This is a genomic window from Desertivirga brevis, from assembly GCF_017355835.1.
On sequence record NZ_JAFEWF010000006.1, the window covers coordinates 294845 to 315305 of the forward strand.

Here is a 20461-nt window from a genome sequence, read left to right on the forward strand (position 1 = left end):
TTTGATTTTGAATTGGCAAGGAGAAAATGAAAAAATGTTCTAGGCGAGGGCTTTTATAATAGCCTCTGCTTTTAGTAGACATTCTTCGTATTCTTTTAAAGGCTCGGATGCATAGGTTATTGCGCTTCCAACCTGGAATGAAAGGTATTGTGTACTCGAGTTATAGAGAATAGTACGTATAACAACGTTAAAGTCAAAATCGCCATTGGGTGCAAAATAGCCAACAGCCCCCGAGTACGTTCCCCTCTTACTTTTTTCAAGTGCCTCTATTAGTTCCATTGCCCGCAATTTAGGGGCTCCGGTCATAGAGCCCATAGGAAAAGCTGCTTTGATAATTTCAGCGTTATTTAATGAAGGATCTGCTTCAGATATAATGGTAGAGATCATCTGGTGGACTTGCCTGAAGCTGTAAATTCCAAAGAGTTCTTCGACTTTCACACTCCCAGGCCTCGAACACTTAGTAAGATCATTCCTAACGAGATCCACGATCATCACGTTTTCAGATTGCTCCTTCTGGTTATTCCTAAGAGCGATTTTCAGGCGCAAGTCTTCTTTTTCATCAACGCTCCTTTTTGCAGTTCCCTTGATAGGTTGAGAGACCAGCTTACCGCCACGGCGACAAATAAATCTTTCAGGAGAAGCAGACAAAATATAATTGCCTTCGAATTTAAAGAAGCAGGAGAAAGGGGTAGGGGAGATAGTATTCAGCTTTTGAAAGGTCTTTAAGGGATGAATCATCTGGCCTTCTGCATAGAATTCCTGGCAGAGGTTCATCTCATAGATGTCGCCCCTTAGGATATGTTCCCTTACTTTTTCAACCGTCTGGTAATATTCGCTGAAATCAAAACGGCTTTTTATTTCGATAGAAATTGCCTCACATGGTTCTTCCTTTATTATCTGCGAGTTAATTAACCTAAAAACTTCGTCTTCTTCAGTCGACTCCAAATAGCAAGTATTTTTCTGTATGCGTATAAGATGCAATGGCTTGAAAAAAAACAGGTCCGGAAAGTGAACCTTATCTGGATTGTTCGATGTCAGAGATTCAACGTCGTTTTTTAGATCGTAGCCCAGAAAGCCAATTGACCATTCGCCAGGGGTAATAAAGGAGTTTAGTTGCGCAAATGAATTTTCAGCAGAGGATCTCAGTTCTTTTCCTGAACCAGCTGCTATAAGAAGATCAAAGGACGAATATGGATCCTGGTAGGAGTTGGAGTCAAAATAACAGGCTGTTTCAAATGAAACAGCCCATTGTAATGCTTTTTGTTTAAATATTATGAGTTCTTCCGGAGAAAGAGTAATGGTTTTCATAGCCGGAAAAGGAAACTCTAGTTCAATACTAAAGTTTGCACACGGTCAGGTCCTACTGAAAGATATTTCACAGGGACACCAACGTGTTTTTCAATGTATTGCACGTAAGCAGCTAATCTTTCAGGAATTTCGCCGATGGTCTTAATTCCTGTTAAATCTTCATTCCATCCGTCAATTTCTTCGTAGATAGGCTTGGCTTCTACAGAACAGATATCGTAAGGCATGTAGTCGATTTTCTCGCCATTGTATTCGTAATGGGTACAAGCATAGATCTTTTCAAATCCGCTCAATACATCCGCTTTAGTCATAACCAATTCGGTAACGCCATTGATCATGATAGCGTACTTTAAAGCAGGGATATCGATCCAACCCGTACGACGTGCACGACCAGTAGTAGCACCGAATTCGTGACCGATACGGCGTAATTCTTCTCCAACTTCATTGTCCAGCTCAGTAGGGAAAGGGCCACCACCAACACGTGTACAATATGCCTTGAAAATACCTATAACCGCACCGATCTTATTTGGGGCAATACCTAAACCTGTGCATGCACCAGCTGTTGTAGTGTTGGATGACGTAACGAAGGGATAAGAGCCGAAATCAACATCTAATAAAGTACCTTGTGCACCTTCTGCTAATACGGTTTTGCCTTCACGTAAATATTGATTCACCAGATGTTCACTGTCCACCTGAGGGATCCCTCTTAAATATTCGATAGCATCAAAGAATGCTGCTTCTTTTTCTGAAAAATCAGGTACTTCACCGTAATGCTCCAGAATCGACTTATGTTTGTTCACCAGCTTGTCGTACTTCTCTTTGAAGTTAGCAAGCATGATATCGCCAACACGTAAACCATTGCGCCCTGTCTTATCCATATAAGTTGGACCAATTCCTTTTAAGGTAGAACCAATTTTGCCTTCACCCATTTTGCTTTCCGATGCAGCATCAAGCAATTGGTGTGTTGGAAGGATTAGGTGGGCTTTACGAGCAATAACCAATTTTCCTTCAGCAACCGGATCAAAACCGCTTTTCTTTAGATTCTCAAGCTCTCTTCTGAGGATAATAGGATCAATAACAACACCACCACCGATCAGGTTCATGGTTTTTTCGTTAAAAATTCCTGAGGGAATAGTGTTCAGAACATATTTCTGATTGTCAAATTCCAATGTATGTCCGGCATTCGGGCCGCCCTGGAATCTTGCAATAAGATCATATTTAGGGCTTAAAACGTCAACGATTTTGCCTTTACCTTCGTCTCCCCACTGGAGCCCTAAGAGTACATCAACAGCCATTAATTTATTTATAAGGGTATTAATTTTTTACGTAAGATTCGCAATAGCCTTCTTTCAGCTTCCCGCAGTTACCATAAAGGTTGAGAGAGTGATGTTTTATGTCAAACTTCAAAAGATCTCCCATCATACTTTGTATTTGTCCAACACGTGGATCGCAAAATTCAACTACTTTACCGCAGTCGATGCAAATAATATGGTCGTGTTGTTTGTATCCATAAGATTTCTCGAATTGGGCCATGTTTTTTCCAAACTGATGTTTGGTCACAAGATCACATGCTACTAATAGTTCGAGAGTATTGTAAACAGTTGCCCTGCTTACGCGGTACTTTTTATTTTTCATGTGGATATACAATGATTCCACATCAAAGTGATCTGTTCTTGAATAGATTTCTTCAAGTATAGCAAAACGTTCGGGTGTTTTCCTAAGGTTTTTATTTTCAAGGTAAGCCTCAAAAATCTTTTTAACCATTGCTATAGTTTCTTCTACGGGCATAAACGGTGCTTAACAGCTTCCAAAGTTATCCAAAAAAATAGGAATATATCAAAAAAGATGAATTAGGTTTTGAACATTGCAAAACCTAATTCCAACACTATTAAATTATTAAGATGCTTTATGCATGCTTGCAGATTCTGATTCGAATCTTGTAACGGAGGTAACTCCCCGCACCTGACGTAGTTTTTTGATCAGGTTTTCGAGATGTTGGGTGTCGTTTACGTATACCATAATTGAACCCTCGAAAATACCTTCATCACTATCTACGGTAATTGAACGCATGTTTACCTTAAAATCGTTTGATATTACCGTAGTGATCTTATTTATAAGACCCACTTCATCAATTCCCGTAATACGTAAGCCAGTCAAAAATGCGAGCTCTTTTTGTGAAGTCCACTTTGCTTTAACTACCCTGTATCCATAGTTCGCCATTAGTTTAGTCGCATTAGGGCAGTTCGTTCTGTGGATCTTAATTCCGTCGTTAATGGTTATGAAGCCAAAAACATCATCTCCGGGAATAGGATTGCAACAGCTCGAAAGTTTATAGTCGATCTTCTGGAGGTCTTCGCCGATCAATAAGGTATCACTGTCTTTGGTTTTAACCTTATTCATGATGCCTTCCAGCTGAGCCGCCTCAATGGTTTTTGGACTGTTCTGCTCTACCGTGCGTTCAGAGGTCTGGAATTCCTTAAGATCCTTGAGGTCGATTTTTCCCAGCGCGACGTTATAGAAAAGGTCGAGGGTGTTCTGGAATTTAAAGTAGAAAGCGATTTTGTGGATATTGTCAGAATTGTAGGTGATCTTGAGTGATTTAAGCTTACGCTCAAGTATTTCCTTTCCTTCCTCAGCCACCCTTCGTTTTTCTTCTTTAAGGCTCGACTTGATCTTTGATTTTGCTTTTGCAGTAACTACAAAGTTAAGCCAGTCTTCTTTCGGAGTCTGCTTGCTAGAGGTGATGATCTCTACCTGGTCCCCGTTTTGTAATTTATGTGATAGGGGTACAAGTTTATGATTCACTTTAGCTCCTATACATCGGGCGCCAAGATCAGAGTGGATTTCGAAAGCAAAGTCTAAGGCTGTAGCATCAGTTGGAAGTTGCATTAAAGCTCCCTTCGGCGTGAAAATGAATATCTCATCCGAGAATAAGTTCATTTTGAAGTCGTCAAGGAAATCAAGCGCATTCGAATCAGGATTTTTTAACATTTCCCGCACCTTTTGGATCCATTGGTCTAATCCGCTGTCAGAAGAAGATTCCTTATACTTCCAATGAGCTGCAAAGCCTTTCTCAGCAATTTCGTTCATCCTTTGTGTACGGATCTGCACTTCTACCCATTGTCCTTTCGGGCCCATCACGGTCGTATGGAGCGATTCATAGCCATTACCCTTAGGCGAGGATATCCAATCTCTTAACCGGTCAGGGTTAGGGCGATATAGATCAGTTACAATAGAATAAGCCTTCCAGCAATCTGCTTTTTCATTCTCCAGCTTACTGTCAAGGATTATACGGATAGCGAAAAGATCATACACTTCCTCGAAAGGAATCCCCTTCTTACGCATCTTATTCCAGATAGAATGGATCGACTTAGGTCTTCCATAAACTTCAGCCTTTAGTTCCTGGTCATGAAGGATCTCACGAATAGGCTCGACAAAGGTCTTTATGTAAAGCTCCCTCTCTGCCTTTTTCTCATTCAGTTTCCTTGCAATGAATTTATAAGTTTCAGACTCCATGTATTTCATGGAGAGATCTTCCAATTCAGATTTTATAGCATAAAGCCCCAAGCGGTGCGCAAGGGGAGCATATAAATAAACAGTTTCAGAAGAAATCTTCAACTGCTTATCGCGAGGCATAAACTCCATGGTTCGCATGTTATGGAGCCTGTCTGCTAATTTTATCAGGATCACCCTTACATCATCTGCCAGGGTAAGTAGCATTTTTCTAAAATTCTCGGCCTGAAGGGAGCTGTTATAATCAAAAACTCCCGAAATTTTTGTAAGGCCGTCAATAATGCGGGCCACTTTTTTTCCAAACTCCCGCTCAAGATCTTCAAGGGTGATGGCGGTATCTTCAACAACATCGTGAAGCAATGCACAAACGATAGAAGTTGTACCAAGGCCAATCTCCTCAGCAGCAATTTGGGCTACAGCGATCGGATGGTAAATATAGGGCTCGCCGGATTTGCGGCGCATATCTTTATGACTGTCCAAAGCCATGTTGAAAGCCTGACGAATAAGGCGTTTGTCGCCTTTCTGCAAAGTAGCTTTACTTGCTTTCAAAAGGGCTCGGTAGCGTTTAAGGATTTCCTTCTTTTCAGCTTCCAGATCTATCACTAATTCCTTCATATTCAATTTTTAAGTCTTTGTCAAAAAATACAAAGACCTATAATTTTCTTAATCTTTTAGGGTTACTATTCCGTATATTGGAATATTAATTATAAACGAACCCCTGGTGCCAAAGTACAAAAAAATTATTCAAACCAATGTGCTCAGACCTTCTGCTCGTTTTGCTAATTAACAATATTCAGTTATCAAGGTGTATTTTTGTTCTTTCTAAAATATGAAAAAAAATCTGTTACTAACCGTTTTTTCATTGTTTTTGACCTTCTCGTTATATGCGCAGTTTGATCCGAAGGCGAAGGGAGAAAACGATACGATCAGAGTTGCTATAACCAGAACTGACGATGGGGAAGTAATGCCATGGATCGTACTTCGCGAGGTACCTATTCGCGCTTTCAGAACATACCCTAATGCTGACGCAAGGATGAAATTTAACAGGTTGCGCTATAATGTACTGAAAGTTATGCCTTATGCTGTTTTTGCAAGGGAGAGGTATAGAAGATTAAACGAACAATTAGCCATAACGCCAAATAAAAGAGAACAAAGACGCCTGGTAAAAGCCTGTGAAAAAGAAATAAAGGATATGTTTAATCGAGAGGTTAAGAATATGTCGATAAGTCAGGGTGAAATCCTGATCAAGCTTATAGACAGGGAAACCGGCCGCACAACATATGAGCTGGTAAAGGATTTAAAAGGCGGATTAACTGCTTTCTTTTATCAATCTGTAGGAAGCGTTTTTGGTCACAATCTGAAACAGCGCTACGATCCTCAGCAGGAAATGCAGATAGAAAGTATTCTTCAATCTGCAGGGTATTACGGATCTCCGACAGCCAGGCTGTAATCATTTTATTTTCATGACAAAGCAGGAGCGATCTTTGCTTATGTTTGATCCTTGATTAGCGAACAGTCAAGGATTTTTTATTTACATGAAATTAGATATTCTCGTTTTTGCTGCTCATCCTGATGATGCAGAGCTGGCATGTGCCGGTACTATTTTAAAGTATAAGGCAGAAGGAAAGAAAGTTGGCATAATTGATCTTACCAGAGGGGAGCTTGGTACAAGAGGTTCGGCGGAATTAAGAAAGGAAGAAGCCGCAGTTGCTGCCGAAATACTAGGCCTAGATGTTCGCGAGAACCTGGGCATGCGCGATGGGTTTTTCAGGAACGATGAGGAACATCAGATCCAGATTATTGAGAAGATCCGACAGTACCAACCGGAGATCATTCTGGCTAATGCGATACATGATCGCCACCCCGACCACGGCAGGGCAGGAGCCTTGTTAACCGACGCAAGTTTTTTATCAGGACTGCCTAAAATTCAAACGTTCTTTAACGGTAAAAGTCAGGAAGCATGGCGCCCCCGTCTTTTCCTTCAATTTATTCAAGACGCCTATATAGAGCCTGACATTATTATCGATGTATCTGAATTTTGGGACGATAAAGTCAAATCGATTCAGGCATATAGATCCCAGTTCTTCAGTTCTGATTACGACAAGGATGAACAGCAAACGTACATTTCCAGTCCTCAGTTTATGAAGGTTGTTGAAGGCCGCGCAAGAGAACTCGGAAAGCACATAGGCGCAGGTTTCGCTGAAGGGTATACATCCAAGAAGCTGTTGGGCGTAAATGATCTGTTTAATTTAAGATAGTATTTTCCTCATCACTTCTATTCCTGCGTCAATATCTTCTTCCTTGATAATAAGGGCAGGGCGAAATCGAATGGAAGAAGTGCCGCAGCCAATGAACATGGTATTGTTTTCTAAACCTTTGCGGATAAATTTATCCCGTTGGATCTTATCAGGAAAATCAAAGGCGGTTAGCAATCCATGTCCTCTTATATTACTGATCAATTGAACGTCCTGTGCTATTTCATGCAGCTTCTGTTGAAGATATGAACCCGTTTTTGCTGCATTTTCTACCAATCTGTCTTTTGCTATGATCTTCAGGATTTGGGAGGAACGAACCATGTCTACAAGGTTACCCCCCCAGGTCGAGTTAAGACGTGATGGAACATTGAAAACATTATGCTCGATCTCATCAACTTTCCGGGAGACAAGGATTCCACAAACCTGCATTTTTTTACCGAAGGCAATAATATCAGGGCGGGCCTTCTCTCCAAAGTGCTCGTGACACCAGAACTTTCCTGTTAAACCTACACCTGTTTGTACCTCATCGTAGATCAGGAAGCATTCGTTTTCATCAGCAAGAAGACGCACCTGTTCAAGGAATTCTTTTCTGACGTGATTGTCTCCTCCTTCCGCCTGTACGGGTTCAATAATAATAGCGCATATGTCGTCTTTATTCTCTGCAAAGGCTTGCTTGATCTGTGCAATAGCTTTCTCTTCCCGCTCTAGTAGCTCAGCAAGGTTATTTTCGTTTAAAGGAAAATGAATAGATGGAGTACTTATACGTGGCCAGTCGAACTTGGCAAACCATTTAGTCTTGTCTGGATGTGTATTGGTCAGGCTTAATGTATAGCCGGTTCTGCCATGGAAGGCATGTTCAAAATGTATTACCTTAAATCCTTTCTCCTCAGTATATCCCTTTCGGAAGTTCTTCTGTACTTTCCAATCCATCGCAGTTTTAAGAGCATTCTCGATGGCTAATCCACCGCCAGCAATAAAAAAAGCATGAGGAAGGTAATCCGGGATTCCTACACTTGCAAATGTTTGCACAAACTCCGCATACTGTTGGGTGTATATATCTGAGTTGGACGGATTTGCCAGCGCAGCAAGCATTAGATTTTTCTTAAATTCTTCATCATTCAGCATATCCGGATGGTTATATCCTAATGGAACAGATGCAAAACAGGTGAAGAAGTCGAGTAGACTGCGTTCGTATTTCGAGTCGTACATGTAAACTCCCTGGCTTTTCTCAATGTCATAGATCAAGTCGTATCCATCGGCAAGGATATGTTTACCAAGTACTTTATGAACGTCTTGCGGAGGAATATTTAGCTGGTACATAATTCCGTTTTAAGCAAATGTAGAGAATCAAACAGAAGAAAGAACCACTACTTTAAAATTTAAATTTCTCTTTCATTCCCAGGATCCCAAATAGTCCCCCGGTATGAATTGCCAGAATTTTACTTCCAGCCTTTATTTCCCCTTTCGTGATTAGGTCAGTAAGAGCAAACAGCATTTTTCCTGTATAAACTGGCTCTATCATAATGCCTGTTTTGGTAGTGAAAGTCTTTACGAATTCAATCAGTTCAGGGTTTGTTTTCGCATAGCCCCCGAAGTGATAGTTGTCGTGAAATTCGAAATCTTGGTCTTCTAACATCAGATTGCGGATATCTGTCTTAAGAAAATCAGCTCCCTTAAGTACGGGTACCACATGTACCATTGCAGGATGTTTATACGTTAAAGTGCCGTTTATTAAACCAGCAGCAGTAGTGCCTGTTCCGGCTGCAATAAAAATATGGTTGTAAGTACCCCTTAGTTCACGAATAATTTCAGAGCAGCCTTCAGCTGCTTCCCGACCTGCACCTCCTTCGTCAACAAAAAAAGCAGCTTTGTCATTTCCGAAGTACTTTTCGAAGAGGGCTTCCTTTTCGCGATAATCTTCCCGATCAGTGAAAATAAGGTTCATGCCGAACATCCGGCAGAAAAAGAGAATATCACTTGAAACCTCTTCTCCCCTTACAAAAGCTGTGCTTTTAAATCGGAATTTTGCAGCCGCACATGCAGTAGCGAGGAGATGATTTGACCAGACACCTCCAAAGGTGACAAGATGTGCCTTTTCTTCTTTGTTGGCTTTTATCAAGTTATATTTCAGCTTACGCCATTTATTTCCAGAGATAAACGGGTGGATCAGATCATCACGTTTTAACGTTAACTGAATATCGTGTATTTCGATTTCTGGAAGTATAATCTTCTCCTCTGGACTGTAAATATCGAACTGGAACATCTGGAAACAAAAAAAGCTCCTTTTGGGGAGCTTTTAAAATATAAATTAACCTTAAATTGTTATTTGCCGAAACCTAAGCCAAGACCTAAGTTTACATAATTGTAGGCACCTAGTGTGTATGAACCATAAACACGGAACAATAGCAAATTAACTGTTAAACCTGCACTTGCTTTGAAGTTATTAATGTATTTCTCGTTAATGCTAACAGGATCTTTGACTGTTGAATAACTAACCACACCGGCTGTCGATGTTCCAGTGTATCCCGACGCATATTCATATGTACCTTTAATGCCCGCATCTGTAGTAGAAGTTTGATAACCTACAGCTACAAATGGAACAAATAGTAAGAACTTTTTTGAAAGAATAGCCTCAGCATTAATTCCCGAGAATTTAGCTTCAATTCTCTGGTCGTCTGGTGCGTTTCCGAAACGATCTTTAACCTCCAGATCGTAGCTGTATTTGAACTGGCTCCACCCTAGAGCTACTGCAAGATCGAAAGGAACTAATTTGTTAACTTTTTTAGATGCAAACCTTAGAGGCTGGAATTTAATACCACCGCCGATCATACTAAATTCGCCGAAATCTGGAGGGGCAATTGGAGGTAAGTATCTGACGGTCGCTTCAAATCCTTTAACCAAACCAATACTAGCCTGTAGTTGAGGTGCAGGTATTGCAGATTGAGTAGGATTTATACCTTGTGGTAGATTAATCGTTACATTCTGAGTGCCATTTTTTAGAGGTTGTCCATTTTCATTTAAAACTATCATTGTAGGACCTTGCATTTCTTCCCCTGCGATAGTAGGTGCCATAACTTTGTTTGGATCTGCTGGTCTTAGCCTTTTTAGGCCTAGTGTTGACACATCAAATGATTTGTCTTTACCTGGTATAATAGCACCAGTTACACCAGCTCTGAATTCAAATTTACCAAGTTGTTTAACACTACCTGTGTTGGTCCATCCAGAATTCAAGCCTAAACCAACACCTTTAAAAAATGGGTTTAAATAAGCTTTAGTTAAAGCTGTAGCGTCTTCAGGCGAACCTGCGATTAATTTTCCGATCTCCTCTTGAGCATTCGAGGACGTAGAAAAAGCCATACTGCTTACTAAAAGCAGGGCACTAACTTTAGTAGAAAGTTTCATCAAATTAATTTACTTTAATGGTATATATTATAATGTTTAGCCTCTCACCCAGGCTTTTAAGTTACATGATGCTCACGTAATACTATTTCATTTTGGCGCCATAAAGGTCTTAAAAAAAAGTCAAAACAAAAATACCTAGTTGTTGGTATTCTGACTTTTCTATTCTTCCTTGTTTATAATTCCTAAAGTTTAATTTTGTGGCATGTCAGAACAGATGGAATTCCTTGAGCCTGAAGAACAGGATTTGTATGAGCATTTGAGGCTTGTGGTCGATAAGGGCCAGTCCTTACTTCGTATTGATAAGTTCCTTATGCACAAGGTTGAGAATGCTTCGAGGAACAGGATTCAAAATGCAATTGAGGCTGGAAGTGTTCTGGTGAACGAAAAGCCGGTTAAGTCTAGTTATAAGGTTAAACCGCTTGATGTCATCTCGGTGGTATTACCGCACCCGCCCCGGGATACAGAGGTTTATCCTGAAAATATCCCTTTAGATATTATGTATGAAGATGACGATGTACTGGTACTAAATAAGCCTGCAGGATTAGTGGTTCATCCTGGCTATAATAATTACACCGGAACTCTGGTAAATGGCCTTGTGTACCATTTTCAACAATTGCCGCAGTTGCCTGGAAATGATGGCCGGCCTGGCCTGGTACACCGTATAGATAAAGATACCTCTGGCTTGTTGCTAATCAGTAAAAATGAAAGGTCTATGGCTTACCTGGCAAAGCAGTTTTTTGATCATAGTATCGCAAGAAAATATAATGCAATGGTTTGGGGCGACCTGTCTGAGGATGGAACGGTAACCGGGTATATTGGCAGGAGTATGCGTGATAGAAGAGTAATGGATGTTTATGACGATGAAGACAAAGGGAAATGGTCTGTTACGCATTATAAGGTGCTCGAAAGATTTGGCTACGTCACTTTGATCGAGTGCCAGCTGGAAACCGGACGAACGCATCAGATACGTGCACATATGCAGCACATTGGTCATCCTTTATTCAATGATTCAACTTATGGAGGAGATAAGATCTTGAAAGGTACGGTGTTCAGTAAATACAGGCAGTTTATTGACAACTGCTTTGAAATTATTCCCCGGCAAGCTTTGCATGCGCGCTCCCTGGGCTTTTTGCATCCCACGACCCGTCAGTTCATACATTTCGAGTCTGATCTGCCTGCTGATTTTCAGGCTGTATTAGCGAAGTGGCGGGCCTATACAGCTGCAAATAAACAGGAACAGGGATAAAATGCACCGCTAATAAATGATTATTTATAAAGCCATTAACATCATATTATTTAATTTTACGGCTCGCCGGGTTAACAGAGGTATTAGAAAAAGGTCTATTACCCGAACTGGCAGGTAGACTATGAATTTTATCAATTACAACGGAAATATTTACCCTGCCGATCAGGCTGTCCTGACTATCTCCAATAGAAGCTTCAGATATGGCGATGGATTATTTGAATCCATGAGGGTTATTAAGGGAGAGCTTGCCTTCGCCGAATTACATGCAGAACGTTTACAGAAGGGCCTGAATGCGTTGAAGTTTGAGGGCTCCCCTATTTTGGATGCTGATTTCCTGAGATCGAAAACAACGGAACTTCTCAAAAGAAATCAATATGGTGAAAATGCTCGTGTGCGTATAACCGTCTACAGAGATGGAGATGGATTATATAGTCCCGAGAGTAATCGTTTTGCTTACGCAATCGAAATGACGAAGTCTAATGAAGCTTACTTTCTTCATAATGCCCGTGGTTTAATTGTCGACGTTTATCAGGAAGTAACCAAGCCAGTCAATTTTCTTTCTAATCATAAAACCTGTAATTCTCTACCATTTGTGATGGCCGGCTTGTACCGCAAGCAGCACTCGTTAGATGAAGTTTTCATTCTGAATCAGTATGGTTTTTTATGCGAGGCTATGAGCTCAAACGTATTTGTATATTATGACAAGCAAATATATACACCTGCCTTAAGCGAAGGTTGTATAGCTGGCGTTATGCGTTCCGTAGTAATGGATATTGCTGAAGGAATGGGAATGCCGGTTATTGAAGCTCAAATCAACCCAGATATTCTAAACGCCGCAGATGAAGTTTTCTTAACTAATGCCTCGCGGGGTATCCAGTGGGTAATGGGTTTTAATAATAAGCGATACTTCAACAAGCTGTCCAAAGAGTTCTTAGACACTCTTAATGCTCGTATTTGGCAAGGGTAATTTATATTTTGAATCTAATTACGTGTTGTTTCTACTGGCATGTTTATTGTTTTCATAGGTATAAATACTTGTGAAAATTTATGCCTATGAAAACTTTGAAAAGACTAAGTAAAGCCGGGCTTTGGATGAAGGCCTTACTAATAACCATAAATATATTATTTGGTGGGGGAGAAACTGCCTACGCCCAAACAACAGTACCTGATAGGGTAGATGTAAACATTAATACCAATGCCGATGGCTGGTACGCTCAACCCTGGGTATGGATTGTAGGAGTAGCACTATTTATAATTGTAGTTATTGCTATTACACGAAGCGGAAGCAGGGAGTTTTAATCTCTCTGCAAAAGAATTAGTTTCAGGTCTCTATGCAATAAGTCTGAAACTGCTTCTTCTTTAGGGGAGCATTGTTGATATTTGAAGAGTTTAACCTCGCAAGATAAATGAAAACAGTGCTCATCACAGGTAGTAACGGACTGCTTGGACAAAAGTTAATCACTATCGCCCGTTCCTTTGAAATTTTAAACCTTGTCGCCACCTCAAAGGGACACAATCGCTATCCTTTTTCCGAAGGATACACCTATGCTGAGATGGATATTTCCGACGCTTCTGCAATTGAAGAAATCGTTTCCTTTTACAAACCTGATATTATTATTAACACTGCCGCAATTACCAATGTAGATATTTGCCATGTAGAAAGGGTACTTTGCCGGGAGATTAACGTGGAAGCTGTTAGAAAGCTGGTTGCTGTTTGTGAACAAAAACAAATTCATCTCATTCATTTATCTACAGATTTTGTGTTTAATGGTAATGATGGACCATATGCTGAAGATGCCCGGCCTGATCCCATTAGCTACTATGGAGAGAGTAAATTTGACGCCGAAAATTTGGTTAAGGAATCTCCATGCATGTGGACCATTATTCGCACTGTTCTAGTTTATGGTATCACTGAAAATATGAGCCGTTCAAATATTGTGCTGTGGGTGAAATCTTCTCTTGAGAATGGTACTCCAATAAGAGTGGTTAATGACCAATGGAGAACACCTACCTTAGCTGAAGACCTTGCTTTAGGGTGCTTGCTTGCTGCAGAAAAGGGGGCACAAGGTGTGTATCATATTTCTGGTAAAGATATGTTGAGTGTCTTTGGAATAGCCGAAAGAGTGGCTGATTTTTGGGGCCTTGATAAATCGCTTATCGTCCCGGTTTCCTCTCAATCGCTGAATCAAGAAGCGAAAAGACCATTGAAAACCGGTTTTATCCTTGATAAAGCTATTAGGGAGCTTGGCTATTCTCCACGAGGATTAGAGGAAGGTCTTAGCCTCATGGACGATCAATTAAAAGGGTTATGTATTAAATAACTTTTTATGAATCGATTTTTTGCAAGTTTATGAAGATAAACTGTAGTTTTATGAATTACCTTGTATATGAAAATTCAAGTACATAAATCTAGTCATAATGGATAATACATCTTTATTGTTAACAGTGGTTGGAGCTGTAATAGCTCTGTTTATATTCTTATACGTTCTTCCTGTGAACCTCTGGTTTACGGCCCAGCTTTCCGGCGTGCGCGTTAGCCTTCTGAATTTATTTTTAATGCGCTTAAGGAAAGTGTCACCTTCGCTTGTTGTCAATGCGATGATCACTTCAACAAAAGCCGGTTTAAATATCACTTCAAATGATATTGAAACACACTTTCTCGCCGGAGGGAATGTGAATAGTGTAATAAAAGCCTTAATTTCTGCCGACAAAGCAAATATTCCTCTGAATTTCAAATTGGCAACTGCAATCGACCTGGCAGGACGCGATGTGTTCGATGCAGTGCAGTTATCCGTAAATCCACGTGTAATAAATACGCCTCCCGTAGCGGCTGTAGCGAAAGACGGAATTCAATTAGTAGCTAAGGCAAGAGTAACCGTAAGGGCAAATATCAACCAACTAGTGGGTGGAGCCGGTGAGGAAACCATTTTAGCTCGGGTAGGAGAAGGTATTGTTACTACGATCGGTTCCTCTACAAGTCATAAGCAAGTATTGGAAAATCCTGATCGCATATCGAAGGTGGTTCTTGACAAAGGGCTCGATAGCGGTACCGCTTTTGAAATACTATCCATCGATATTGCTGATATCGATATTGGTGATAATATCGGTGCTAAACTTCAGGCAGACCAGGCAGAAGCAGATCTGAAAGTTGCTAATGCAAGGGCTGAAGAGCGGAGGGCAATGGCTGTAGCTTCAGAGCAGGAAATGCGGGCAAAAGCGCAGGAAGCAAGGGCAAAAGTGATTGAGGCAGAGGCTCAATTGCCATTAGCAATGGCAGAAGCTTTCCGTTCAGGAAATTTGGGTATAATGGATTATTACAAGATGGAGAACCTCAAGTCTGACACGGAAATGAGGGATTCAATAGCTAAACCTGGAACAGGAAAAGGTAGACCGGGAAGTTAATATCGAAAAAGGTAAACGAGGACAGCCGGTGAGGCTGTTCCCGACGTTTTGCTGCGGAGCTACCGAGATTAAAGGCTTTCATAGAGCGGCTTTCTGCTTGTTTTACTAAAAATAATGTATTTTTTTTTCTTTGTTTTTCAGTTACTTAGCTTTAGGATTAGGCTTGGAGTTTAAAAAAACTTAAAAAGAATTTCATTCTTACAAAACAAGCGCTATCTTTGCAGCACAATAAACAAACGGACTTGTAGCTCAATTGGATAGAGCATCTGACTACGGATCAGAAGGTTAGGGGTTCGACTCCCTTCAAGTCCACAAATAAATGAAAGCCTTTTCGTCCAGTATCGGAAAGGCTTTTTAATTTTAAATCAATTTCGAATAACAATCTGAATGCTTAATCTAGTGTTATTTGGCCCTCCGGGTGCCGGCAAGGGAACTCAATCCCAGAAGCTTATTGAAAAATACCAGCTTGTACACCTTTCAACAGGAGATATCTTAAGGAATGAAATCGCAAATGGAACAGAACTTGGACTTGAAGCTAAAAAGCTGATGGATCAAGGAGTTTTAGTTCCGGATGAAGTTGTTATTGGCATGATCAGCAATAAGCTTGATGCTAATAAAGACGCAAAAGGATTTATTTTCGATGGGTTCCCGAGAACAGTTGCACAAGCGGAAGCTTTAGATGTACTTTTGAAATCAAAAGATACAGCTATCTCTGGAATGGTTGCCCTTGAAGTGAACGACCAGGAACTTGAGAAACGTCTCTTGTTACGTGGTAAAGATTCAGGTCGTCCTGATGATGCAAACCCGGAAATCATTCGCAAGCGTATTGAGGAGTATAACACGAAAACCGCTCCTGTAGCTAACTTTTACAAATCCCAGGGTAAATATGTAAGTATTAATGGAATTGGCGACATTGAAGGTATCTTCAGTGAATTAACGAAAGTTATCGATTCTTTTTAATAATTACTCAACAGATATTTAGCGGATACGAAGTGAACCTTCTATCCGCTATTTTTGTGAAAGCGCAAAACTTTCATGCCAGTTGTAAACTTTTACTCAAGCGGATTTTTGTATCCAAAACAATAGGTATTACTTAATAAGTATCAGGTAAAGGCTAAAAACTAATAACAGTACTAAATCTCCTCCAAAGGCTTAAAGATGTCGCAAGGTTCAAATTTCGTTGATTATGTAAAGATCTGTTGTCGTTCAGGACACGGAGGCTCTGGTTCTGCTCATTTACACCGTGATAAGCATACAGCTAAAGGTGGTCCTGACGGTGGTGATGGTGGCCGTGGTGGGCATATCATACTAAAGGGAAGTACGCATATCTGGACTCTGCTTCATTTAAAGTATAGGAAGCATGTTATTGCAGAAAATGGAGAATCAGGGGGAAGTGCCTTAAGGACGGGGAAAAATGGCAAAGATGAAATTCTTGAAGTTCCGCTGGGTACTATCGCAAAGAATGCGGAAACTGGAGAGGTGCTTTTTGAGATCACACAGGATGGAGAAACCAAAGTTTTAACCGCAGGAGGAAGAGGAGGACAGGGAAACTGGCATTTTAAAACCCCTACCTTGCAAACACCCCGCTTTGCACAACCTGGCGAGGCCGGTAAGGAGGAGTGGATAGTTTTAGAGCTTAAGGTATTGGCGGATGTTGGTTTAGTTGGTTTTCCAAATGCTGGTAAGTCAACTTTACTATCTGTGATGTCGGCAGCTAAGCCAGAAATCGGTGACTATCCCTTTACTACTATTGTCCCAAATCTCGGAATCGTATCCTATCGTAGTAATCGTTCTTTTGTCATGGCCGATATACCTGGTATAATTGAAGGGGCATCAAAAGGAAAAGGACTGGGACTGCGTTTCCTCCGGCATATTGAACGGAACTCTGTACTTCTTTTTCTGGTGCCTGCAGATACTAGCAGAAGTATTAAGGAAGAATATGAGATCCTTCTGCACGAGCTGGAGGAATATAACCCAGAGTTGATGCATAAGCCAAGGGTACTGGCTGTAAGCAAATCGGATCTTTTGGATGATGAGTTGATGCAGGAAATGAAGCAGGAGTTTCCTGAGCTTCCCTGCATATTCATTTCTTCTGTTGCTCAAAAAGGCTTAATGGAGCTGAAAGATATGCTATGGAAAGCCATAGAGCAATAAGTTAAAAAAACGAACGGATCAGAGAGCTGGCTTTAAGCTATTACCCGCTCTCTGACCTTTATAGCAGGATTCCCCTGATAAACGGAATAGGCCTCCAGATTTTTGGTAGCCACTGAACCTACAGTAAGGATGCTGTGAGATCCACAGACTACTCCCGGACATACAGTTGCTTTAGCTCCGATCCAAACACCTTCTTCTAATACGATCCCCCCTACAATCAAATCGAAAGCTTCTTTCTTAAAATTATGATTTCCGGTAAGCAGCAAGGCTCCTTGGGATATACAAGCATTGTCTCCGATCTTGATCTCCGTTAAATTATCAATCCACACATCTTCACCTATCCATACATAATTTCCCACTTCCAGTAACCATGGGTACTTCACACTTACACCTGGCTTTACGTTTACGCCCTTTCCGATCTTTGCTCCAAATGCTTTAAGAAAAAATACTTTAATGCCGCTGGCAAAGAAGATGTTTGATTTTATGAATATTGCATTGACCCATATCCATAACAGACGTTTTATCGGGCCTGCTTTTGGGGAATACCATGAATTATTGTATCGGGCCAGATCCGTTTTAACCATTCTATAGATTTAATTAGATGTTCTTATTGATTCAATGGAACCCGATAACACTTACTCTTTCTGCTAACCTTTTTCCTCGCCGGTTTTCCGGGCCCAAAAATAGATAAAGCTTAATAATATCAGGTATAGAATAATATTGAAGAGATCATGATGATCAATAACACCTCTGAAAATAGAGCCTTTCCAGTATAATGCAAGCATTATAAAGCGTAATACATTCAGCGTCTGAATCAGGAGAAGTCCCGCAGGAAGGAACCAGAGCTTCGATTGGTACGGCTTCGGCCAGGCTAGCACAAAAGCAGTAAAAAAACTCATTACACCATATCCCAGGCAGGAGTAAACCACTATTACACCACCATGACCAGAAACCCTGAGCCAGAAATCTGTGGTAAAGGTGCTATAACCAAACTTCTGCAAGATCCATTCACTGGTCTGGATCAACACATATCTTAATCCTGATATATAGTTAAAATGCTCCTGAAGAATTGGTGCATAAAAAATGCCTCCTTCAGAGCTTAAGCCGATCAAGAATAAATTTAAATAGTAAAGGAACCCGAAAGAACCCGCCAACAGGATTAGAAACTTGTAGACCTGGTCCTGCCATACTTTTTGAAGAAGAGCGTTCATTTAACAATAAGCATTAACGTGCTTTAACGAAAGTTGGAGTATGGGGTTTCAATTATTGTTCTTTTGTATTTGGTACTGGATACTAGTTAAAAAAAAAAATATTAACGCTTTTTATTACCTGACTGCATCCGTGACGGACAAAACACAATGAGGTATTAGCACAACAGGCTAGAAAGAAGTTTTATTACTCGTCATTCGTTTGAAGTTGAGCGAACTTTTAAAGGAAGAAGTTTTTTAGGGAAATCTGTACTGGCTGAAATGTTGGTAGCCTGAAGTCACAACGCATTTAGTCCTAGAAGTACCTGGAAGGACCAAATTTATACTTTAAGCTAAGAGTTAATGTATTATACATATCATTCCTGCTTCCTGGCGTAGAGTATCCGTCTACCTGATCGCCTAAAACGAAGTTATACTGGTATCGTATTCCCGCTACTATTCTTTTTCCAAAACCTGAATTGTCGATACCTGTACTTAAAGGGACAAAAATATCCTTGTTGGAATTTGAGCCGCCAAAAATGGGATCGTCTGATTGCCGATAGATCTGCGTTTGGTTATTTTGAATTACTCCTACGCCTGCAGAAGCAAAAATACCAGATATTACTCTGCTAAAACCAGATTGAGCGGAATATGAATGGCTGTTCTGCACTGTCAACCCGCCCACATACATTTTCATGCTTATGGCGCCCGACTTATAGCTATTAGAGAAATTACGTTTGCTTGAGGGATCCTGGCCTGATATAGTTCCTGTCTGTCCTTCCACAACACCCGCTAAAAATGGTGTAAGGTAGTAGTCCATATTGACAAGGTAGGTTCTTTTGGATTGTGAAGATTGGAGGTCACCCCGCATTTGCGTAATTCCTGCCCCTGCTCCTATACTTAGGCGGCGATAGCTCTTTTGAGCAAACATGAATAAAGGGATGAAAAGCAGAATTGACAGAGTAAAAAATCTTCTCATGTATGTGGTTTTTTCGTTAGGCAGATGTCCCATAAAACATGAAAATTATGCCAAAAGATATTAGATAGCATTATTTGGATCTAGGTGAAGTTCTTGCTCCTAGGAAAGTTGATATGTGTACAGCCTTGAGTACAGTTTGGCGATGTCAGGAGCTCTGAAAAGGCAACAGTTAATTAGTATTTGCAGGTGAAGACACCTGCAAATAAAGATCGAGAAAGGCACCCATCAAGGTGCCGTCACAGGTAAAACCAGATTGATTGAATTAATAAACTCCTACGGTACCAAACCTAAATTTTACACTCAAAGTTACTGCACTGTAGAAGTCCCGTTTACTTCCTGCAGGAGAGTAGCCATCAAGTTGGTCCCCAAGAGCAAAGTGACCCTGATAAGAGATCCCTGTGATGATCCGGGAGTCGAAGCCGGAGTTATCAATTCCCAAAGTGACAGGAATTGCTGCATCTGTACTTTTGTTTGCACCATAAGTACTTGCATTATTCATGTCTCGAAAAATATTCTTCTGGTTGCTGGCAATCACACCTAAGCCTGCTCCTCCGTATATCCCTTTTACAATATTTTGTATAACTGCCTTTGCACCAATAGGGTATCCTCTTTGTCGCATAAATTGCCCGGCGTGAACCCTTGTAACAAAGAATAAAGACTTGAAATGATTCTGATAGAACCTGGAATCAGGTGCCGCTCCGTAAAATTTGCCTGATTGAATTTCCAAACCGCTTTGAATGTAGGGACTAAAAAAGTAGTCCATATTAGCCGAAATAAGATCTTTTGAACTGGAGTTTGGTAAATCTCCCTGGTTCTTCGTTAACCCCGCGCCAAAACCGAGGCTATACCTGTAGAAATTTCGTTGAGAAAATGAGACGAATGGCAATAGCATTACCATTGCAAGGGTAAATGTTTTTTTCATAGTGGTAGATGTGAAAGTAGATGTTGATAAAGTTAATAAATTTCCAAAAAATTTAAAGAAGGAATTTTTCGGAAGATAAGATTTTTATGAATTTGT

At 40.6% G+C, this 20461-nt stretch carries 20 protein-coding genes and 1 tRNA gene; 10 read left to right on the forward strand and 11 right to left on the reverse strand.

The window, feature by feature from the left end; translation table 11 throughout:
- Positions 1 to 39: 39 nt before the first annotated feature.
- From J4N25_RS16540 to J4N25_RS16555, 4 genes are all read right to left on the reverse strand, one after another.
- Positions 40 to 1308: an anthranilate synthase component I family protein gene (locus tag J4N25_RS16540; protein WP_207422899.1), complete on the reverse strand. Its 1269-nt coding sequence runs from the start codon at positions 1306 to 1308 to the stop codon at positions 40 to 42.
- A gap of 17 nt (positions 1309 to 1325) precedes the next feature.
- Positions 1326 to 2600, reverse strand: a complete 1275-nt coding sequence (locus J4N25_RS16545) for an adenylosuccinate synthase (protein ID WP_207422900.1) — start codon at positions 2598 to 2600, stop codon at positions 1326 to 1328.
- A gap of 19 nt (positions 2601 to 2619) precedes the next feature.
- Positions 2620 to 3093, reverse strand: a complete 474-nt coding sequence (locus tag J4N25_RS16550) for a Fur family transcriptional regulator (RefSeq protein WP_207422901.1) — start codon at positions 3091 to 3093, stop codon at positions 2620 to 2622.
- A 108-nt stretch (positions 3094 to 3201) separates the two neighbouring features.
- Positions 3202 to 5433: a RelA/SpoT family protein gene (locus tag J4N25_RS16555; protein WP_207422902.1), complete on the reverse strand. Its 2232-nt coding sequence runs from the start codon at positions 5431 to 5433 to the stop codon at positions 3202 to 3204.
- Positions 5434 to 5647: 214 nt separating this feature from the next.
- Here J4N25_RS16555 and J4N25_RS16560 point away from each other — a divergent pair, with 214 nt between their 5' ends.
- Both J4N25_RS16560 and bshB1 read left to right on the forward strand, forming a co-directional pair.
- Entirely contained in the window at positions 5648 to 6268 is a 621-nt protein-coding gene (locus J4N25_RS16560; protein WP_207422903.1) for a DUF4294 domain-containing protein, read from the forward strand.
- Between the two features lie 85 nt (positions 6269 to 6353).
- Positions 6354 to 7076, forward strand: coding sequence for a bacillithiol biosynthesis deacetylase BshB1 (gene bshB1, locus J4N25_RS16565; RefSeq protein ID WP_207422904.1), 723 nt, complete (start codon positions 6354 to 6356; stop codon positions 7074 to 7076).
- On the opposite strand, the gene lat is transcribed toward bshB1, so the two are convergent.
- From lat to J4N25_RS16580, 3 genes are read right to left on the reverse strand one after another with little or no spacing between them, the layout of a single operon-like run.
- The gene (gene lat / locus J4N25_RS16570) at positions 7068 to 8393 is read right to left on the reverse strand and encodes an L-lysine 6-transaminase (RefSeq protein WP_207422905.1); all 1326 of its coding nucleotides are present in this window, start codon (positions 8391 to 8393) and stop codon (positions 7068 to 7070) included. The two genes, bshB1 and lat, sit on opposite strands and share 9 nt — an antisense overlap.
- Before the next feature lie 52 nt (positions 8394 to 8445).
- A complete protein-coding gene (locus J4N25_RS16575; protein ID WP_207422906.1) occupies positions 8446 to 9336 on the reverse strand; it encodes a 1-aminocyclopropane-1-carboxylate deaminase/D-cysteine desulfhydrase in 891 nt (296 codons plus the stop codon).
- Between the two features lie 59 nt (positions 9337 to 9395).
- Entirely contained in the window at positions 9396 to 10475 is a 1080-nt protein-coding gene (locus J4N25_RS16580) for a DUF6588 family protein (RefSeq protein ID WP_207422907.1), read from the reverse strand.
- A 202-nt stretch (positions 10476 to 10677) separates the two neighbouring features.
- Between J4N25_RS16580 and J4N25_RS16585 the strand changes: the two genes are divergently transcribed.
- The 8 genes from J4N25_RS16585 (at position 10678) to obgE (ending at position 17277) form a co-directional block, all read left to right on the forward strand.
- Positions 10678 to 11721 (forward strand): RluA family pseudouridine synthase, encoded by a 1044-nt coding sequence (locus tag J4N25_RS16585; RefSeq protein ID WP_207422908.1) that lies wholly within the window; start codon positions 10678 to 10680, stop codon positions 11719 to 11721.
- A gap of 121 nt (positions 11722 to 11842) precedes the next feature.
- Positions 11843 to 12688, forward strand: coding sequence for an aminotransferase class IV (locus tag J4N25_RS16590; RefSeq protein WP_207422909.1), 846 nt, complete (start codon positions 11843 to 11845; stop codon positions 12686 to 12688).
- Positions 12689 to 12774: 86 nt separating this feature from the next.
- On the forward strand, positions 12775 to 13020 hold the full coding sequence (locus J4N25_RS16595) for a hypothetical protein (RefSeq protein ID WP_207422910.1): 246 nt from the start codon (positions 12775 to 12777) through the stop codon (positions 13018 to 13020).
- 107 nt (positions 13021 to 13127) lie between these two features.
- A complete protein-coding gene (locus J4N25_RS16600) occupies positions 13128 to 14042 on the forward strand; it encodes an SDR family oxidoreductase (protein ID WP_207422911.1) in 915 nt (304 codons plus the stop codon).
- 97 nt (positions 14043 to 14139) lie between these two features.
- A complete protein-coding gene (floA, locus tag J4N25_RS16605; protein ID WP_207422912.1) occupies positions 14140 to 15123 on the forward strand; it encodes a flotillin-like protein FloA in 984 nt (327 codons plus the stop codon).
- Positions 15124 to 15361: 238 nt separating this feature from the next.
- A tRNA-Arg gene (locus J4N25_RS16610) sits at positions 15362 to 15435 on the forward strand.
- Positions 15436 to 15510: 75 nt separating this feature from the next.
- Positions 15511 to 16083 (forward strand): adenylate kinase, encoded by a 573-nt coding sequence (locus J4N25_RS16615; RefSeq protein WP_207422913.1) that lies wholly within the window; start codon positions 15511 to 15513, stop codon positions 16081 to 16083.
- A 198-nt stretch (positions 16084 to 16281) separates the two neighbouring features.
- Positions 16282 to 17277 (forward strand): GTPase ObgE, encoded by a 996-nt coding sequence (gene obgE / locus J4N25_RS16620; RefSeq protein ID WP_207422914.1) that lies wholly within the window; start codon positions 16282 to 16284, stop codon positions 17275 to 17277.
- A gap of 32 nt (positions 17278 to 17309) precedes the next feature.
- On the opposite strand, the gene J4N25_RS16625 is transcribed toward obgE, so the two are convergent.
- The 4 genes from J4N25_RS16625 to J4N25_RS16640 all read right to left on the reverse strand — a co-directional run bounded on the left by J4N25_RS16625 (position 17310) and on the right by J4N25_RS16640 (position 20365).
- Positions 17310 to 17861, reverse strand: coding sequence for a WcaF family extracellular polysaccharide biosynthesis acetyltransferase (locus J4N25_RS16625; RefSeq protein WP_207422915.1), 552 nt, complete (start codon positions 17859 to 17861; stop codon positions 17310 to 17312).
- Positions 17862 to 17924: 63 nt separating this feature from the next.
- Positions 17925 to 18488: an exosortase Y gene (xrtY, locus tag J4N25_RS16630; RefSeq protein ID WP_207422916.1), complete on the reverse strand. Its 564-nt coding sequence runs from the start codon at positions 18486 to 18488 to the stop codon at positions 17925 to 17927.
- A 292-nt stretch (positions 18489 to 18780) separates the two neighbouring features.
- A complete protein-coding gene (locus J4N25_RS16635; protein ID WP_207422917.1) occupies positions 18781 to 19443 on the reverse strand; it encodes a hypothetical protein in 663 nt (220 codons plus the stop codon).
- Positions 19444 to 19705: 262 nt separating this feature from the next.
- Positions 19706 to 20365, reverse strand: a complete 660-nt coding sequence (locus tag J4N25_RS16640) for a hypothetical protein (protein ID WP_207422918.1) — start codon at positions 20363 to 20365, stop codon at positions 19706 to 19708.
- Positions 20366 to 20461 lie beyond the last annotated feature (96 nt).

Bases quoted from the DNA above. Each gene is read 5' to 3' on its own strand.
- J4N25_RS16580 (WP_207422907.1), bottom strand. From the start codon at position 10,475: ATGAAACTTTCTACTAAAGTTAGTGCCCTGCTTTTAGTAAGCAGTATG.
- J4N25_RS16595 (WP_207422910.1), top strand. From the start codon at position 12,775: ATGAAAACTTTGAAAAGACTAAGTAAAGCCGGGCTTTGGATGAAGGCC.
- J4N25_RS16640 (WP_207422918.1), bottom strand. From the start codon at position 20,365: ATGAAAAAAACATTTACCCTTGCAATGGTAATGCTATTGCCATTCGTC.
- J4N25_RS16545 (WP_207422900.1), bottom strand. From the start codon at position 2,600: ATGGCTGTTGATGTACTCTTAGGGCTCCAGTGGGGAGACGAAGGTAAA.
- J4N25_RS16600 (WP_207422911.1), top strand. From the start codon at position 13,128: ATGAAAACAGTGCTCATCACAGGTAGTAACGGACTGCTTGGACAAAAG.
- bshB1 (WP_207422904.1), top strand. From the start codon at position 6,354: ATGAAATTAGATATTCTCGTTTTTGCTGCTCATCCTGATGATGCAGAG.
- floA (WP_207422912.1), top strand. From the start codon at position 14,140: ATGGATAATACATCTTTATTGTTAACAGTGGTTGGAGCTGTAATAGCT.
- J4N25_RS16550 (WP_207422901.1), bottom strand. From the start codon at position 3,093: ATGCCCGTAGAAGAAACTATAGCAATGGTTAAAAAGATTTTTGAGGCT.
- lat (WP_207422905.1), bottom strand. From the start codon at position 8,393: ATGTACCAGCTAAATATTCCTCCGCAAGACGTTCATAAAGTACTTGGT.
- xrtY (WP_207422916.1), bottom strand. From the start codon at position 18,488: ATGAACGCTCTTCTTCAAAAAGTATGGCAGGACCAGGTCTACAAGTTT.
- J4N25_RS16625 (WP_207422915.1), bottom strand. From the start codon at position 17,861: ATGGTTAAAACGGATCTGGCCCGATACAATAATTCATGGTATTCCCCA.
- J4N25_RS16560 (WP_207422903.1), top strand. From the start codon at position 5,648: ATGAAAAAAAATCTGTTACTAACCGTTTTTTCATTGTTTTTGACCTTC.
- J4N25_RS16540 (WP_207422899.1), bottom strand. From the start codon at position 1,308: ATGAAAACCATTACTCTTTCTCCGGAAGAACTCATAATATTTAAACAA.
- J4N25_RS16585 (WP_207422908.1), top strand. From the start codon at position 10,678: ATGTCAGAACAGATGGAATTCCTTGAGCCTGAAGAACAGGATTTGTAT.
- J4N25_RS16575 (WP_207422906.1), bottom strand. From the start codon at position 9,336: ATGTTCCAGTTCGATATTTACAGTCCAGAGGAGAAGATTATACTTCCA.
- J4N25_RS16590 (WP_207422909.1), top strand. From the start codon at position 11,843: ATGAATTTTATCAATTACAACGGAAATATTTACCCTGCCGATCAGGCT.
- obgE (WP_207422914.1), top strand. From the start codon at position 16,282: ATGTCGCAAGGTTCAAATTTCGTTGATTATGTAAAGATCTGTTGTCGT.
- J4N25_RS16615 (WP_207422913.1), top strand. From the start codon at position 15,511: ATGCTTAATCTAGTGTTATTTGGCCCTCCGGGTGCCGGCAAGGGAACT.
- J4N25_RS16635 (WP_207422917.1), bottom strand. From the start codon at position 19,443: ATGAGAAGATTTTTTACTCTGTCAATTCTGCTTTTCATCCCTTTATTC.
- J4N25_RS16555 (WP_207422902.1), bottom strand. From the start codon at position 5,433: ATGAAGGAATTAGTGATAGATCTGGAAGCTGAAAAGAAGGAAATCCTT.